The sequence below is a fragment of the Vibrio gigantis genome (genome assembly GCF_024347515.1).
Lineage (GTDB): Bacteria > Pseudomonadota > Gammaproteobacteria > Enterobacterales > Vibrionaceae > Vibrio > Vibrio gigantis.
The window spans coordinates 173,231-189,671 of record NZ_AP025492.1 but is presented as its reverse complement, the minus strand read 5'-3'; the positions used below and the strand labels follow the sequence as shown (position 1 = coordinate 189,671).

General features: G+C 41.7%; 17 protein-coding genes. 6 read left to right on the top strand and 11 right to left on the bottom strand.

Translation table 11 applies throughout. From position 1 onward, the window contains the following. Positions 1–193: 193 nt before the first annotated feature. Both OCV56_RS00885 and OCV56_RS00880 read left to right on the top strand, forming a co-directional pair. Positions 194–1,336, top strand: a complete 1,143-nt coding sequence (locus OCV56_RS00885; RefSeq protein WP_228761220.1) for a glycosyltransferase — start codon at positions 194–196, stop codon at positions 1,334–1,336. A gap of 2 nt (positions 1,337–1,338) precedes the next feature. Beyond that, positions 1,339–2,085 (top strand): methyltransferase domain-containing protein, encoded by a 747-nt coding sequence (locus tag OCV56_RS00880; RefSeq protein WP_086711766.1) that lies wholly within the window; start codon positions 1,339–1,341, stop codon positions 2,083–2,085. A 423-nt stretch (positions 2,086–2,508) separates the two neighbouring features. Here the strand turns inward: OCV56_RS00880 and OCV56_RS00875 are convergent, their stop codons facing one another. Genes OCV56_RS00875 through OCV56_RS00865 form a run of 3 tightly spaced genes read right to left on the bottom strand, consistent with a single transcriptional unit; the run spans position 2,509 to position 5,490 of the window. Continuing rightward, a complete protein-coding gene (locus OCV56_RS00875) occupies positions 2,509–4,347 on the bottom strand; it encodes a DUF3413 domain-containing protein (RefSeq protein ID WP_086711763.1) in 1,839 nt (612 codons plus the stop codon). A gap of 30 nt (positions 4,348–4,377) precedes the next feature. Further along, complete coding sequence (locus OCV56_RS00870) at positions 4,378–5,094, bottom strand: 3-deoxy-D-manno-octulosonic acid kinase (RefSeq protein ID WP_086711760.1); 717 nt, start codon at positions 5,092–5,094, stop codon at positions 4,378–4,380. Between the two features lie 9 nt (positions 5,095–5,103). Next, entirely contained in the window at positions 5,104–5,490 is a 387-nt protein-coding gene (locus tag OCV56_RS00865) for a diacylglycerol kinase (protein ID WP_086711757.1), read from the bottom strand. 102 nt (positions 5,491–5,592) lie between these two features. Between OCV56_RS00865 and OCV56_RS00860 the strand changes: the two genes are divergently transcribed. Both OCV56_RS00860 and OCV56_RS00855 read left to right on the top strand, forming a co-directional pair. Then, on the top strand, positions 5,593–6,636 hold the full coding sequence (locus OCV56_RS00860) for a glycosyltransferase family 9 protein (protein ID WP_086711754.1): 1,044 nt from the start codon (positions 5,593–5,595) through the stop codon (positions 6,634–6,636). 3 nt (positions 6,637–6,639) lie between these two features. Then, the gene (locus OCV56_RS00855; RefSeq protein WP_086711751.1) at positions 6,640–7,428 is read left to right on the top strand and encodes a glycosyltransferase family 2 protein; all 789 of its coding nucleotides are present in this window, start codon (positions 6,640–6,642) and stop codon (positions 7,426–7,428) included. Here OCV56_RS00855 and OCV56_RS00850 read toward each other — a convergent pair. Further along, positions 7,397–8,431 (bottom strand): glycosyltransferase family 9 protein, encoded by a 1,035-nt coding sequence (locus OCV56_RS00850; RefSeq protein WP_086711907.1) that lies wholly within the window; start codon positions 8,429–8,431, stop codon positions 7,397–7,399. The genes OCV56_RS00855 and OCV56_RS00850 overlap by 32 nt on opposite strands. 106 nt (positions 8,432–8,537) lie before the next feature. Here OCV56_RS00850 and coaD point away from each other — a divergent pair, with 106 nt between their 5' ends. After that, entirely contained in the window at positions 8,538–9,032 is a 495-nt protein-coding gene (gene coaD, locus OCV56_RS00845) for a pantetheine-phosphate adenylyltransferase (RefSeq protein WP_086711749.1), read from the top strand. Between the two features lie 32 nt (positions 9,033–9,064). On the opposite strand, the gene OCV56_RS00840 is transcribed toward coaD, so the two are convergent. From OCV56_RS00840 to radC, 7 genes are all read right to left on the bottom strand, one after another. After that, positions 9,065–11,059, bottom strand: coding sequence for an LTA synthase family protein (locus OCV56_RS00840; protein WP_086711746.1), 1,995 nt, complete (start codon positions 11,057–11,059; stop codon positions 9,065–9,067). Between the two features lie 101 nt (positions 11,060–11,160). Next, a complete protein-coding gene (mutM, locus tag OCV56_RS00835; RefSeq protein ID WP_086711743.1) occupies positions 11,161–11,970 on the bottom strand; it encodes a bifunctional DNA-formamidopyrimidine glycosylase/DNA-(apurinic or apyrimidinic site) lyase in 810 nt (269 codons plus the stop codon). 57 nt (positions 11,971–12,027) lie between these two features. Next, a complete protein-coding gene (locus tag OCV56_RS00830) occupies positions 12,028–12,621 on the bottom strand; it encodes a hypothetical protein (RefSeq protein WP_086711740.1) in 594 nt (197 codons plus the stop codon). A 108-nt stretch (positions 12,622–12,729) separates the two neighbouring features. Continuing rightward, the gene (locus OCV56_RS00825; RefSeq protein ID WP_086711737.1) at positions 12,730–13,218 is read right to left on the bottom strand and encodes a hypothetical protein; all 489 of its coding nucleotides are present in this window, start codon (positions 13,216–13,218) and stop codon (positions 12,730–12,732) included. A 235-nt stretch (positions 13,219–13,453) separates the two neighbouring features. Next, on the bottom strand, positions 13,454–13,621 hold the full coding sequence (gene rpmG, locus OCV56_RS00820; RefSeq protein WP_002535344.1) for a 50S ribosomal protein L33: 168 nt from the start codon (positions 13,619–13,621) through the stop codon (positions 13,454–13,456). Between the two features lie 13 nt (positions 13,622–13,634). Continuing rightward, positions 13,635–13,871 carry a 50S ribosomal protein L28 gene (rpmB, locus tag OCV56_RS00815; RefSeq protein WP_004728407.1) on the bottom strand — a complete coding sequence of 79 codons (237 nt, stop codon included), beginning with the start codon at positions 13,869–13,871 and terminating at the stop codon, positions 13,635–13,637. Between the two features lie 291 nt (positions 13,872–14,162). After that, the gene (gene radC, locus OCV56_RS00810) at positions 14,163–14,837 is read right to left on the bottom strand and encodes a RadC family protein (RefSeq protein ID WP_086711734.1); all 675 of its coding nucleotides are present in this window, start codon (positions 14,835–14,837) and stop codon (positions 14,163–14,165) included. A 224-nt stretch (positions 14,838–15,061) separates the two neighbouring features. Between radC and coaBC the strand changes: the two genes are divergently transcribed. Then, a complete protein-coding gene (gene coaBC / locus OCV56_RS00805; RefSeq protein WP_086711731.1) occupies positions 15,062–16,303 on the top strand; it encodes a bifunctional phosphopantothenoylcysteine decarboxylase/phosphopantothenate--cysteine ligase CoaBC in 1,242 nt (413 codons plus the stop codon). The last annotated feature ends 138 nt before the right edge of the window (positions 16,304–16,441 follow it).

Sequence of the window (16,441 nt, the reverse complement as noted above, 5' to 3'; positions counted from 1 at the left end):
TAGCATTATTTTGACCAAAATAGTCTGCTTCAGAACTAGTTTTTTCGCAATACGCAAGCCATAATCAAAGCTCATTTTTTTAGCAGAGCCCTATACCATGCAGTTTCTTTTTCATACGTTATCCTTAACGTCCTCCGGCGGAAGCAGGGTTGTGTGTAATCTAGCTTCTTATCTATGTGAGCAGGGGCACGATGTGACTATTGTACTCGACAGAAATAGAGTCGCTTTCCCACTTCATCCTAAAGTTAAAGTTTTACTGCTTAAAGAATTTAAATTGAAGAACATCACCCCTCTTTACACGGGGGACACACAAGCCTTCAAAAAACACTCTGAGAAAAAAAATAAAAAGCCAAAAAAAGTAAAATTAAGACATAAATATAAAGTTATAGATTCTATTAATGAATGGAAGAAATACTTATTGAAGGTTCTAACATACCCATCAAAAAAAATAGTAATAAGTAAACTAATCAAAGAAATAAAACCTGACTTAGTTATAAGTCATAATATGTATTATTTTTTAGAACACTACCTATTTTATAATAGGGAGAATTTTTGTGTCGTCCTACATAATTCACCTAATCAAGTATTTATTGATAGAACAGTAAAGACACTACTACCTCTCTCATATTATTATGACGGAACACATTGTATTGGAGTATCAAGAGGTGTAAGTCAAGAAATGATCGAACTTTTCCCTAAAGCAAATGTATCTACAGTATACAACCCTCTAGATCTTGACAAAATAGAAGAATTATCAAACTTTGATGTTCCTGATTCATTAAAAAATAAAAAGTATATCATCACTGTTTCATCTTTAGCTCCTGGAAAAAGAATTGATCGAACTATAAAAGCATTCAATAAATTAAAAGATAATGATCTACATTTGATTATTCTTGGAGAGGGTGAAGAGAAAAAATCACTTATCAAACTCGTTGAAGATTTGGGGATATCTCATAAAGTCGAATTTTTAGGATTCATTGAAAACCCGAAACCATATATGAAACATGCGAAGATGTTATCATTCACTTCGGATTACGAAGGACTTGGCCTAGTATTGGTAGAGGCATTGGCTTGCGGAACACCTGTACTAAGCACCAATTGTCCTAGTGGACCGGATGAAATACTCAAAGGTCCCTTGAAAAAATACTTGATAGAAATGAAAGATCGTTCAGAGAGTGATATAGTAGATGATATTGCTGTTACTATGAGTAATATCTTAGAGTCTCCACCCCAAATAATGCCAGAACAAATATCTCAGTTTAGCAAAGAAAGCATAGTGTCAAGTTGGGAAAGCATTGCAAAGCGCTCAGCTCATAGTGAAAAAATAAAAGGTTAGTTATGAAATTACTTAAATTAATAAAAAAAAGAAAACACGAAAGAGTAAAAAAAGAGCGCTTATTAGAGCAACGTCGAATCTTAAAAGACATTTTCCTTGATGACACTACCGTTAGAAACGGTCCTTTTAAAGGTATGTCTTATATTCCAGACTCTCATGGAAGTATGCTATTACCTAAGATTACAGGCTCCTATGAAGAACCAATTCAACATTGGGTTGAGGATGTTATCCATAATAAAGAATACAAAGATCTTATAGATATTGGTTGTGCAGAAGGTTACTATGCTTGTGGATTCGCACTCAAGATGCCAAATACTAATATTTGGGCATTTGACATTAGTGAAGAAGCACAAAAATTAACTCAGGAGTTAGCCCAAAAGAATGCTCTAACTAATGTTACAGTAGGAGGAATATGTTCAAGCGACAGGTTAAATGAACTATGTCAAGAAGGTACCCTAGTATTTTGTGATATTGAGGGAGGGGAAAAAGATTTGTTGCTTCCTGAGTATATCCCTAACTTAAAAAAGGTAGATTTGATTATCGAATCACATGATTGCATAGTGCCGAATATCACCGAAGAACTCATTTCAAGATTTAAAGATTCTCATAACATTACGATGATCATTGATTACCCAAACAGAGTCAAACCATATCAATTCCCTGTTTCTCCTAATGATTCAGAATTTAAACTAATTTTTGATGAAAGACGATCAAAGTACATGCGCTTTCTATATTTGACAGCAAAATAAGTCATAGTTTATTCAAGGTGCTGCTGATAAGTCAGCAACACCTTGGAATTGGTTACGATTATAGTTTTGAGATATCTATTCAGCGCATCGTGATTACCTTAACAAAATACACATCAACTTCTTCTTATACGATATGCAGATACTCGTGTACTTTCATTTCAATCATCGCATTAACATCAAAAGCCATTGATGCAGAATATGTATACAGCTAATTCAATCACAAAAGTCGATAGTTAAAGGCTAAATGTAAAAATTCATATAATACTCTAATTATAAAATAGTTATAAAATACAAACACTCGATGAACTAGATCGAGGCTTTTGGCTAATCAAGCGTTTGATAACATTATAACCTGAACACTGAACCTCGATTATTATTGTAATAATCGAGGTTCAGTGATACTTCGACCTGTAACTTTACACTCTACTTACTAAATCGACTTATTTGCTCTAAAGCACCTTGAAGGTGAGCAAAGTTAGGTTGATCTCCTTTAACTTGACGATTTGTTTTGTCCATAAATTGATATTGACCACCAGCACCGACTTCTAAGATATTGTCATCTGAGATCACAGCATACCCACTATAATTCGATGAGATGATCCAATCTCTATCAACATGCTCACCCAGCAGATCCTCTCCTACTGAGTAATCTTTGACGTCATTGGTGACACCAAGGTAATGCTTCATAACTGTTGGCACAACATCTTGGTGACTAGTCAGGCTTTGTGAAGACCACTTCGTGTCTAGTTTATTAATGCCCGGACCAAATATCGCAAAAGGCACTTTTACTTGAGCATCGGTAAAGTTGCTGTTGTGCCCCCAGAAGTTCATCTTGTTATCATTCATTTCTTGACCATGGTCACCTGTGATAATTACAAGCGTATTCTCAAGGTCGCCCGTTTCTTTAAGCTTGTTCAGCACTTGTGCCGCCACAGAGTCTACGTAACGCACACTTGTCTTATAGCGATTAAAGAATGGTTGTGGATCGGTCTCGTTGCTCAGCTTCAAGTAGTTAACCACTTGTAGCATTGGTTCATAACGAGGTGCGAAGCCCTTAGGAAAGTCATAACCATGCGGTGCATCATAGAACAGGAATGAAAATGCCGGTTTCGATTGATCACGCTTCTCGTACCAGTCTAACCAATCTTTCGTCAGGTTAGCATCGAGCTCAGACGGTCGGTTACCTTTCGAGCCAATGCGAAGATTTTCAACATTGGTGAATACTGTTTGGTTAAACTCAGGTTTTCTTAGCTGTGCAGCAGTAAAGATGCCTAAGTCGTAATCGAGTTCCTGTAGGCGATCGATGAAAACAGGGCTTTGTTGATTAGCCAAAAAACCATGCCAATATGTACCAGGAATACCGTAAAACAGACCAAAAATACCAGTGCGAGTCGCGTTACCTGTAGACATATGGTTTTCAAAGATTAAACCGTCTTGAGCGTACTCCCACATGACTGGCGTATTGTCAGCATTAAATGTGTCATACCTCCAAGAGTCGACAACAAGGAACATAATGTTGACCGGTTTTTCGACACTCTCTGCTGCTTTCAGAGGAGATAGCGGATAGTTAAGGTCGCTCTTACGATTTAACGTCAGTGACTTTTGACGAGCAATCGCTTCTTCATCAATCCAGCCATATTTTTTCATCATGCTATTTGATGTAGCCGGATAGAACAAAGGCAAGTAGCGTTTAACCATAGTCACTGGTTGATACGCATGCGCAGCGGCCCAAATATGAATACCGTGAGTTGCTAACAGCGTTAGGAAAGTAATAAAAGCAAACTTACGACCTAGCTTGTACGAACGTACTGATGCATCGTTTTCCAACCAGCGGATTAAAGCCCACTGTAGTCCAAGCAATAACGCAATACCACCTATCACCATCACCCAAGTAATCAGTGGGAAGCTGACAATTTGTCCAGAGAGTACCAGTTCAAGAACAACGGCATTGATATGAAAACGGTACTGCGAAAAAACTATCGTATCGATGAACAGTGTTGCGACACCAATTGAAGCAATGATTGCTTGTAATAAGTTTCTTGGAGTCTTGGGTAGGAATAAGCTAGGTAGCGCTACTAGACCTATTAACGCCGCAATCAACGTCATTTGCCCAAAAACAGACACTATAATAAAAACGACGGCTAATGGCTCTGAAGGAAACTCAGGCAAAAATGAGAAATAACGACACGCAATCAACATGGCAACGAGAGCATTCACCAGAATAAACCACCCGTGTGCATGTAGCCTCTGTTTCAAAGACATATTTACTTTCCTAACTAATTTTATGGATGACTATTTAGCAAAATAATCATTGTATCCTGCAAGAAGAGTATCGAACTCCTCTTCTTGCCAATGTATTTGACGTTTATTTAACTCTTTAAAGAAAGAGCGCTTCAGACGATCGAGGTTGGATGGCTTCCAAGAGCTTCCTTTACCATAACCACACTTATCGAAATCGATAATCCAAATTCGATCGCGCTTATCGATGAGAATATTATGAATATTTAAATCGGTATGATTAACACCCACACAGTGCATCTTCGCTATTTGGTGTCCAATCTCACGATACAAGCCTGCCGAGAGTGAGGTTGTTGTTAGGATATCGACAAGATCTGTGGCACCAGCAATCTTCTCACTCAACAAATCCGCTCGATATGAGAATCCAGCTTTGGTCGCTCTCGCGGCGATAGGTTTCGGAACATTTACACCAGCTTCGATCAAATCATTAAGCAGCTGCATTTCCATATAGCTACGTGTCTTATCCCAACCACTAAACCAATAACTATCTTGAACCAACTTACCAAATAGACCACCGCGACGATAGTGTCGAAGCGCTGCTGGTAATTTCCCAGTATCGACAAACCATGTTGTACCTCGGCCTGTTGCACTGCCTATCACACCCTCTTGGCCTTGCCAGTATTCGATATCAAACACTAACTCAGGAGGATGATCCAGCAACTGATCGTCGAACCATACTACAGAGTTACTTGCGTGGATTTTTTTGATCATGATTCATGATTACCAATAGTGACTGATCAGAATAAAAGCCCAAGTAAAACCAGCAAATAGTAGAGCAACAAGTACCGCTGCAGAGCCTATGTCTTTGGCTCTGCCACTAAGCTCATGGTGCTCAACACTCACTCGGTCGACAACAGCCTCAATAGCAGAGTTCACCAACTCGACAATTAACGCCAGAACCACAACGCCCAACATGAGAACTGTTTCTATAGGGCTGACATCTAACCAAATTAGCGCAATGATCGCAGCACACAGTAAAACCAGCTCTTGTCGAATAGCAGCTTCATATTTGAATGCGGCTCTTAAGCCCTGAATTGAGTATCCTGTTGCTTTGATGATCCGTTTCAGACCGGTATTTCCTGGTTTTCCTTGGTTTTCTATTGTCATGTGTGAGTCATCTGCTATTTGGTTGGTGTAAAACGAGCACTATTTTACATTTATCGGTACTCTCTGCATAATCTTAGGCAATTAAATTTGCGAGCGATTTTTATGCCCCTTTTTACTCAAGCACCTGAATCTGTTTGTTTTTTGCGTTTGTCTGCCATCGGTGACGTTTGTCACGCGGTCGCAGTAGTACAAGCCTTGCAAAAACAATGGCCTACAACCAAGGTCACTTGGATCATTGGCAAGGTTGAAGCCCAACTACTGGAGGGGCTAGAAGGTGTAGAGCTTATTGTCTTTGATAAGAAAGCTGGTTTTACTGGTATGAAAGACGTATGGAAAAAGTTATCTGACCGCAAGTTCGATGCTTTAGTTCATATGCAGCTAGCTTTAAGAGCGAGTTTGCTCACTTTAGGCATCAAGGCCAATCATAAAATCGGTTTTAACTTCAAGCGAGCTAAAGAAGCTCAATGGCTTTTTACGAATAAAAAAATCGGGGATGTTCAATCTCAGCATGTTCTCGACAATTTCTATTCTTTTATCGAGTATTTAGGTGTGCCTCGTTCTATACCCGAATGGAACTTACCTATTGGTGCCGAAGATACTCTGTTTGCCAAAGAGTCATTGGGCTCAAACCCTACGGTTGTCATTAGCCCAGCGGCAAGTAAAGATGAGCGTAACTGGTTGCCTGAGCGCTACGCCGAATTTGCCGATTATGCAGTATACCAAGGTTATCAGGTGGTAATCTGCGGCTCACCAGCTAAACGAGAGGTGACTCTCGCAAAAGTGATCACGGACAAAATGACTCACTCCGCTTTAAACTTGGTTGGAAAAACCTCCCTAAAACAGCTAGCAGCAGTCCTCAAAGAAGCCACTGTTGTTGTTGCTCCTGACTCAGGTCCAGCTCACATAGCCACAACTCAGGGCACACCGGTTATCGGCTTATACGGTCACAGCAACCCGCTAAGAACAGGTCCTTATAACAATTTAGACCATGTCGTGAGTGTTTATAATCAACATGCAGAAAAACAACACGGAAAACCTGTCTCTGAACTACCTTGGAGTACTCGGGTAAAAGGTAACGATATAATGGCAGACATCTCTGTTGAATCAGTTGTGCAATCTTTTAAAAATATCATACAAGGTAAATAACTCATGACAAGCCTAGTAAAACCAACATTGGCAGTCGCGCTCATTGTTAAAAATGAAGCAAAAAACCTCGATGCTTGCCTTAAAACAGTCGCAGATTGGGTTAATGAAATCGTTATTCTGGATTCAGGCAGTACAGATGAGACAGAAGAAGTCGCTCGTAAGTACACGGAAAAGTTCCACGTTAACAAAGATTGGCCTGGGTTTGGCCCACAACGACGTCTTGCCCAAGAATATGTCGAGTCAGATTTTATTTTGTGGTTGGACGCAGATGAACGTATCACAGATGAGCTAAAGGTCAGTATTCAACAAGCCGTTGAAAAAAATGAACAAAACACGCTTTACAATATATGTCGCTTGAGCTGGGTATTTGGTCGCTATATTCGTCACTGTGGTTGGTACCCAGATAGAGTCGTAAGGTTGTACCCGACTCAATTAACCCAATATGATGACTCACTAGTCCACGAAAAAGTGGAAATCTCTACAGATATGAATGTAAAAGAGTTGTCTGGTGATGCTATCCACTACACCTACAACGACTTACATCACTACTTGGTAAAATCTGCTGGCTACGCTCAAGCTTGGGCGGAACAACGAGAAAAACGCGGCAAAAAGAGTAGCATTCTAGAGGGCATGTTTCATGCTGTTGCATGCTTTCTGAAAATGTATGTATTTAAAGCAGGCTTTTTGGATGGAAAACAAGGCTTCCTGCTTTCGGTATTATCTGCACACTCCACCCTTGTGAAATATGCAGATCTTTGGATTAGGACAAGTACTGAGAAGCCCAAGGATTAAGTTGTTCTAGAGTCGTATTGATATCAATACGGCTCATATCCGCTTCCATTGCCTCTCCCCCACCTTTTGGCGGAGAAAATGCAAGATGGCGCTTATCAGAGTTTAGAGGACGCCAACGAAGAGGAGTAGAAGAGCGCTTGCTCGGAAAAAACCCGACTGTTGGCACATCCAACGTGGCTGCAATATGCAGCGGTCCAGTAGAACCAGCAATGAAGACACTTGCACACGCAATCGAGCGGGTAAAATCAATCAAACCATCGTTCTTTGAATAAACAGCACCTTTGCCACCTTTCTTCACGACTAACTCGAGGAGTTGTTGTGCTTTTTTCTCTTCCCCCGGCCCTGCAGTAACCACAAGCTCGTGCGTATGCTCCAATCCAGTTAACATAGTTGCATATTGCTCTAATGTTAGGTTATTCGCTGACCCACCAGTTCCCGCATGAACAAACAGCCATGGTTTACTGGCGTCGATATTAAGCACTTCTGTCAATTTCACTTTTTGCTCATCTAGTGCTCCTTTTGGAAAAGCGAAGTAAGGCGCCTGAGGCTCTACCACCGAGACCGACTGTTCGTTTAAAAAAGCTCTAATAAGATCGAGATTATATTGGTACTCTGGTTTCGCAGACTGAGAACGTCTCTGCTTAATACGACGGTTATAAAATATCTGCGCAAATTTGGTTGCTGGTGCCAATCGGTACTTTATTCCCGACTTCCATACAAGCAGTGCATTGTAAGTGGTTGAAAACAGATTAATAGACGCATCAAACTTTCTAGATTTAATGTCATCAATCAGTGCCTTTTGCTCCGTTTTGCCTGCATTTTTGGTGCAATCCACGATGACATCGTCGATCCATGGACAGAGTTCAGCCAGTTGCACAGTATATTTAGGCACTAGAGCAGTGATATGAGCCTGAGGCATCGATAACTTCAGCATCGCAAAACTTGGCCAAGCGAGCATAAAATCACCAATTTTATCGTTACGAATAACTAGAATTTTTTTCATTTCGGTGCTTACCATCTATTTTTCTTCCTCAATCATACCGACTAAGTTAGTGAAATAGGAGTGTATTTGTTAGCATTAGTTCAGATTAATCAATTGAGAAAAGATTGTGTCAAATAAAACTCTATCGCGTGTCGTTTACCCAGGAACCTTTGATCCATTGACTAATGGACACCTTGATCTTATCGAGCGAGCATCAAAGATGTTTGACGAAGTGATCATCGCTGTTGCTGCCAGCCCGAGTAAAAACACCATGTTCACATTAGAAGAACGTGTAGAGTTTTGTATCGAAGTCACTAAGCACCTTGATAATGTAACAGCACAAGGGTTCAGTGGACTCATGGTCGATTTTGCGAAAGAAGTCGAAGCAAACGTCTTAATCAGAGGTCTGCGCACAACGGTCGACTTTGAGTACGAATTTGGACTAACCAACATGTACCGTAGACTCATGCCAGGCCTAGAGAGCGTATTCCTAACGCCTGCAGAAGAGTACGCCTTTATCTCTTCCACAATCGTCAGAGAGGTCGCCATTCATGGTGGGGACGTAACTCAATTTGTACCGGAAGTGATCGCAGGGGCACTTCATAATAAAAAGCATATTTAAAAAAACGGCCCTCAATTCTGAAGGCCGTTGTACTATTTAGATTCAGGGTCAGCCATCACTTGATAGCGTAAATAGTAGTTCTGCAGTTTATGATACTCCTGAGCCCAGAGCTGGTCTGGGTTTTCAACACTGCTATTCAAGTTAAACAAGCTACCTTCATCACGCCAAGGAAACAGTCTTTCTGCATTCGTATTGGCAAACGCCCCATGATTCGTAATCGTACGAGCGTTGTTGTACCCAATGTCACTCACACCATTTTGAGACAGCATATTCTCCCCACCTAGAGAAACATATTCTTGATCAGACAAACTGAAATGATACAGCGTTGGATAAACATCTCGATGTGAACCGATCCTATTTCCATCATATTCATACTCTGTATGCTCTAAAACTTCACTTGGAACATACATATAAAATGGCACACCAAACGTAAGACCGAACTCCTCTTTAGAATCCGTCGCTAAATAACGCATACGATGATCGCCTGAAGCAGCTATCAAGGTTTGCTTCCCTAGCGGCGATGCCTTCACACCAGTAATAAATTGCCCCAAAGAGTCGTTCGCATATTGGTAAACCTGAAGCAGATCTTTCGCTTCCTCTTCCATTGAGCCGAGTAACTGTTTTAGGCGTTCGCTTTCACGTACTGGTTTAGCTTGATAACCTGAAGGCGCTCTAAATGGAGAATGATTGGTCACAGTCATGATGTATATCATTTGCGGCTTGTCTGCTTCATCAAGCAATTTACGAGCAAACTTAAAGGTAAATTCGTCTGGAACTCCCCAGGTATCCGCTTCCTTTTTAGCTTCTGGGAATGCTTTAATAATACTATTTTCGTCATAAACAACATCAAACCCCTGGCGAGGTAAATAGTTAGCGAGATTACGCCACATACTGTTGCCACCATATATAAACACAACATCATAGCCCGCCTGTTTATACGGCAAGACAGCAGAACTTGGTAATTTAACACGTTGTGCACTTGAGTGACTGATTGTCGGTATATCACTATGGAACAGCATCATAACAATGCTGTCTATCGTCGCAGAGGTACCCGCCATGAAACGCTCAAAGACAAAATCCTCATCAAAGTGCTTTCTTAAAGAGCCCAACAAATCATTGTTTTCTGGATCATCTTCCACAAGCACATTGTTTCCAAGTCCCTCCATCAATGCCATAACAACATGTGGTTGATGGGCTTCTAGGTAATCATTTTTAGGCGTCGTATAAATCGGATTAGGTTGCCCTAACACTTTGATCATTTGCTGATCTAAAGCTTGTTTAGAAATAGGCTCAAATTTAGATTGTTTTTTGTAGTCACTCTTGGCCCAATCAAGCGCCATAAATGCGTTAGGAGTAATATTATTAAGCGGAGCATATTGAGATACGTTGGCATGATAGCGCTTCAAAGGCAGCGTACCGACAGAACCTCGAGCAATAACCACTGTCACAGCAATCATAGCGGCAACAGACACAGTAACTTGCCACCAACGACGAGTACCCCAGCTTTTATTCTCGAAATAGGCAATGAGCTTGCTTGAGCCAACATAGCCTAATAGTCCAACAAAGATAGCCGTCAAAAAAGAGCGTAAGATTGGGTAATCTGCCCAAGCATTTTCTAGTACCGCTTCGGTATCATCATCTATTAGCCCAAAAACAAAGACATCAATATAGGTCCCATAAGTGACGTAATAGTAATAATTGGCAATCGACATTCCCGACAATAAGAAAAATATCAAGGCGCTATAGCTAGGGATAGCTCGAGTGAACTTTGTATAAATGGAAGAGAAGCTAGAAAGAATAAGTCCTATCAATAACAAAGGGGCAAATCCAATTGCGACCACTTTTGCGTCAAAACGAAGCCCAACCCAGAAAGCACGCCAGACATCGGTTTCTATACCGACTAATTCTGAAGGGTCCACAATCTGCAAGTAGAACAATGCACGAGAAAGAGACAGGAGTGCAATACCCGCAATAAAGAGCACGATAAGTGTGCGAGTTAACTTACGATAATTTTGGTCAAAATCCATGTTTCACGCTTCTGGATGGGGTGGTTAAATAAAACGCAACATGATATCACAGCTCAATACCATGCTCGGATCATATTAGAAAAATGGGAGTTCGAAAGGTATTATGTTTGGCAAGAATCACAGAAAAACGTGTTCCTCTGACCTATTTTCTGCTCCTGCAATAATTCACCACAACTTGGACACGGCTCACCCGCTTTACCATACACCTGCAGCTCTTGCGCAAAGTAGCCAGGCTTACCATCCGCCTGAGCAAAATCTTTTAGTGTTGTTCCGCCTTGTTTAATGGCAGTTGCCAATACTTGCTTTATCTCTTGGGTGATTAGCTCCCATTCAGCAGATGTCACTTTATTAGCGGGACGAAAAGGATGAATTTTCGAAGAGAACAGAGCTTCATTAGCATAGATATTACCGACACCAACCACGACTTTGTTGTCCATAACAAACTGTTTGATAGCAACTTTGCGTCCTTTCGCCTTTTCAGCAAGGTGAGCGGCATTAAACTCTTCAGTTAAAGGTTCAGGGCCTGAGCCTAGTAACACTGAATGTACTTCATCCGGTTTGGACCACAGCCACGCGCCAAATCGACGAGGATCGTTATATCGCAGGATCTTTCCATTTGTTAATTTGAGATCGATATGGTCATGTTTACCGGGAGTCAATCCCGCATCAAGCACCCTTAATGAGCCAGACATGCCTAAATGGACAATTGCATTACCTGCCTGAGTTTGAATGATCAAATATTTCGCACGACGAGTTATCTGTTCTATTACCTCTCCTTCCAGATGTTTAAGTTCTTGAGGGATATCCCACCTCAACTTTGGCGTTCGAAAAGTAATTGATTTAATCGTTTGGCCAACTAAATGCGGGCTTATACCCATGCGGCTTACTTCAACTTCAGGCAACTCTGGCATATCACACTCTTTTTAATCACAAAGGTTTAACACGATGTTCTCGCGTAAACCCATAGATTACAACTCAAAAGTTAACCCTAAAGAAAGCCACATTAGTTCTTCCCCTACTTTTGCTTCAGCAAAATACTTATCGTTGTTGTATCCAGCCAAAACCGATGCATCGTCTTCGACTAATGCAGTGGTGGTCGTATCCGTTGCGAGTTCAAACCCAAAGTAAAATGGATAATCCTCACTGGCTAAGTTGTATTGATAACGCGCAATAGCAAATGTCCCCCATTCACCGTTGGTAATGGCATTCTGATGGGTAGGGTCTAAAATTCTATCGTCGACTTCGTATTGTTCTTTCGCATACAACCCTTTGTATTCAGCAGAGATCCAATGTTGATCGTTCACTCTGTATCGGACGCCGCCCGCGTAGGTTTTTGAGTCACGAAAGTCTGAATTCCCCATCGCGTACTTGGCGAAGATATCCCATACCTCAAGTTCGTAGATAAAGCGAATACCTAAGCCTCCCTCAACACTATTTTTGGTGTGATAGAAACCCGGCTCGCCAACATAAGTACCGTCTTGAAGGTTAGTGCTAACTTCAAAAGTGTGTGCATGAACAAAGAATGGTAAAAAAGTGGATAAAGCAAAGGTAAATCTCTTCATATTACTACTCTCAAAAACAGATTCTAAACCTAGAATTGCTATTTAAGTGTAGGAAGAAAATCACAAAAGCAGAAAAATAAATGAGTAAAACTATTAATATTCTGCTAGTTAAGGAAAAAGGAAATCTCTATCAACCGACACCGCCAACCACTGATCATTCCAGTTTTTTAGTAACCAGAACTCAGGCAATTGATAATAGGTAATACGTTGGGGCTCTTCTTGGTCTTGATACCATACTTCAATGGTGTGCGGTGTATTTAACCGAGGAGTAAGGTCTGTATAGGTCTGAGAGTCGACTTCCGTGCCCACAAGCTCTTTCCAACGTTGTGACAACTCTTGTGCATTGGTGGCTTGAGGGAAGCCAGTACCTTTGAGCTGGTAAACCCATTGATTGTCTTGTTGAACGATAGACCACTTAGCAAAGTGTAACGCTTGAAGCTCTGCTGCTGGATTCAGAAGATAAGGATAAGGGCTATCAACCTGAGGTTCAGGTTCGATAAGGTACGCTTTGATCAATGTTGGAAGGTTTAACACGCCAATAAAAGCGATCACGCTTAACATGAGTATGTTGTTCCACCTACGCCCGCGATATCTCATCTAATTCTACTCATCTAACCTATTGAGTAATCAGTATATCGTGAAAGTGGCGATACTTTCTATGTTGTGCGATTTTCTACTAAATAGCCCCTCAATTAAACGCAGCTTCTATCGATTAGATGCTATATCGCTCAAAACAATTGAGTAACTCAAATTTTAGATATAAAAAAACCCAGCGATTAAGCTGGGTTTTTCAATTCTTTCTTCTACTGAAGAAGAGCAAAAAAAGCATCAATTACTTGATTTTAGCTTCTTTGTACATAACGTGTTGGCGAACTACTGGATCAAACTTTTTGATCTCAAATTTGCCTGGCATGTTACGCTTGTTCTTATCAGTTGTGTAGAAGTGACCAGTACCTGCAGAAGATACTAGACGAATTTTCTCACGAATGCCTTTAGCCATTGCTTAATTCCTCTTAAACGTTTTCGCCACGTGCACGGATATCAACAAGAACAGCATCGATGCCTTTCTTATCAATGATACGCATGCCTTTAGCAGTTAGACGTAGTTTAACAAAACGTTTTTCGCTCTCTACCCAGAAACGATGAGTTTGTAGGTTCGGCAGAAAACGGCGCTTAGTAGCATTGCGTGCGTGTGAACGGTTGTTACCCGTTACTGGACGCTTACCAGTTACTTGGCATACTCGGGACATGAATGTCTTCTCCAATCGTTTCAGCTCGATATCAACCTTGGTGGCCGAACCTCTCTATCAATTAAAATAGAAGGTAAAAACCGTTATGGAAAATCCATACAAGGCTATCAAAGGTCGCGCATTATACTAACTTGACACGCATTGCTCAAGACCCGAACAGATCCTTTTTACGGATTTCGTGATCTTTTTTTGTGCAGCGCAGCTTGCTTGAGTAATCAGAGCTGATTTTAGGTCTAAAAATGTGGGCGGAATAATAGCAGATTTAACGCAACTAACAACCTAAAATGTGATTCAAATCCATCCACGCTCTGCAAAAGAGACAACTTCGCCATCTCCAACCACAAAATGATCGAGTATTCGTATGTCCACCAGCGCCAGTGCATCGGTTAATCGACGTGTAATCCGCCTATCGGCTTGGCTTGGTTCTGCAACACCCGAAGGATGGTTATGAGCTAAAATTAATGCTGCCGCATTATGATGAAGTGCCCGTTTAACCACTTCCCGCGGATAAACAGATGCAGCATCGATGGTTCCCTCGAACATAACTTCGTCTTTGATTACCCTATTTTGGTTATCAAGGAACAATATATAGAAGGCTTCTCGCTGGCGATCGCGCAACATGCTCGAAAGATAAAGCTTAGTATGACTTGGGCTAGTGAGCGCATCTCCACGAGATAAAGTCTCTGCTAGATAACGCTGCGTCATCTCTAACACGGCCTGCAGTTGAACATACTTGGCCTGCCCCATCCCTTTATGAGCACAAAACTCTTCCTGCGTTGCTGAAAAAAGATGACGGAGCGAACCAAAATCTTTGATCAGCTTGTCAGCTAGCTCCAAGACGTTCATTCCTTGTGTCCCCGTTCGCAGAAATATCGCGAGCAGTTCCGCATCACTCAAAGAATCAGGCCCTCGACTCAATAACTTTTCTCTTGGCATCGATTCGACTGGCATTTTGTCTATTGGCATATAAAAGCTAATCACTTGTCATAAACATGACTCATGACCTTAATGAGATCGTAATCAGAGATCCTTTGATTACGATAAAAGGAAACGAGTCACTAGCAAAATCATGTAATTGATAAGTTTGATAACACCAACTTGATGAGCGTCAAATCTGTCCTACTTCTGCTTCTAGGCACTCATCCTTTGTTCTGATATCGTAAGTCCCAGAGAAATTAAGGAACAGAATCATGCAAACATTGGTTAATCAACTGGATAACGCTGACCTACAAGGCCTGGCTGGGAAAAAAATCCTACTTGGCATTAGTGGTGGTATCGCTGCGTATAAATGTGCCGAACTGACTCGACGCTTAATTGAACGTGGAGCACAAGTACAAGTCGTGATGACGAATGCAGCCAAGGAGTTCATTACTCCTCTCACCATGCAAGCCGTCTCTGGAAGGCCAGTGTCTGATAGTTTGCTTGATCCTGCTGCTGAGGCTTCCATGGGGCACATCGAGCTCGCAAAGTGGGCTGATTTGGTATTACTAGCGCCTGCAACCGCTGATCTGATTGCTCGCATGACAGCTGGCATGGGTAACGACCTACTGACAACTTTGGTTCTAGCAACCGATGCGCCAGTTGCGGTATCTCCGGCAATGAACCAACAGATGTACAGCCACCCTGCTACTCAAGAGAACATCGCGACACTAAAACGTCGTGGTTGTGAGATTTGGGGGCCGGCAGCTGGCGAACAAGCGTGTGGTGATGTGGGCATGGGCCGCATGCTAGAGCCTATGCAGCTTGTACATCGCTGTGAAGACTTCTTCCAACCTAAACCACTTGCAGGCCACTCTGTACTTATTACTGCTGGCCCGACTCGAGAAGCGATCGATCCTGTGCGCTACATTACCAATCACAGCTCAGGAAAAATGGGCTATGCACTGGCCGAAGCAGCAGCTAAACAAGGCGCTGCGGTTACTTTAGTCAGTGGCCCAGTATCACTCGCGACACCAAATAATGTCACTCGCGTTGATGTTGATAGCGCTCAACAGATGCTAGATGCCGTTTCTTCACGCGCTGCCCAGCACGACATTTTCATCGGTTGTGCTGCAGTTGCAGACTATCGTCCTGAGACAGTTGCAGATCAGAAGCTTAAAAAAGTCGACGGTAAAGATGACATGAACATTCAAATGGTTAAGAACCCAGATATCGTCGCTTCTGTCGCTTCAATGACTGAAGGTCGTCCATTTACTGTTGGCTTCGCAGCAGAAACTCAAGATGTTGAGAAATACGCGCGCGGCAAACTAGAAAGAAAGAACCTCGACATGATTTGTGCCAACGACGTCTCAGTCGCAGGCCAAGGCTTCAATAGCAGTAGCAATGAGTTGCACCTTTATTGGAAGGGCGGCGATAAATCTCTGCCACTGGACAGCAAAGACATACTTGGTTTCCAGATCCTCGAGCAGATCCAACAGCTTATTGATGCATAAACGCACAAATTGGCTCTGACAATCTGCTGACACCTCTCGATTCTGTTGACCTAGGGCTTACAAAACTAGGAAACAGAATTGAATGGTGTTTATAATCCTTCTTCACTCAATCCTCATCTTTAGGAAAGGAAGTAAATA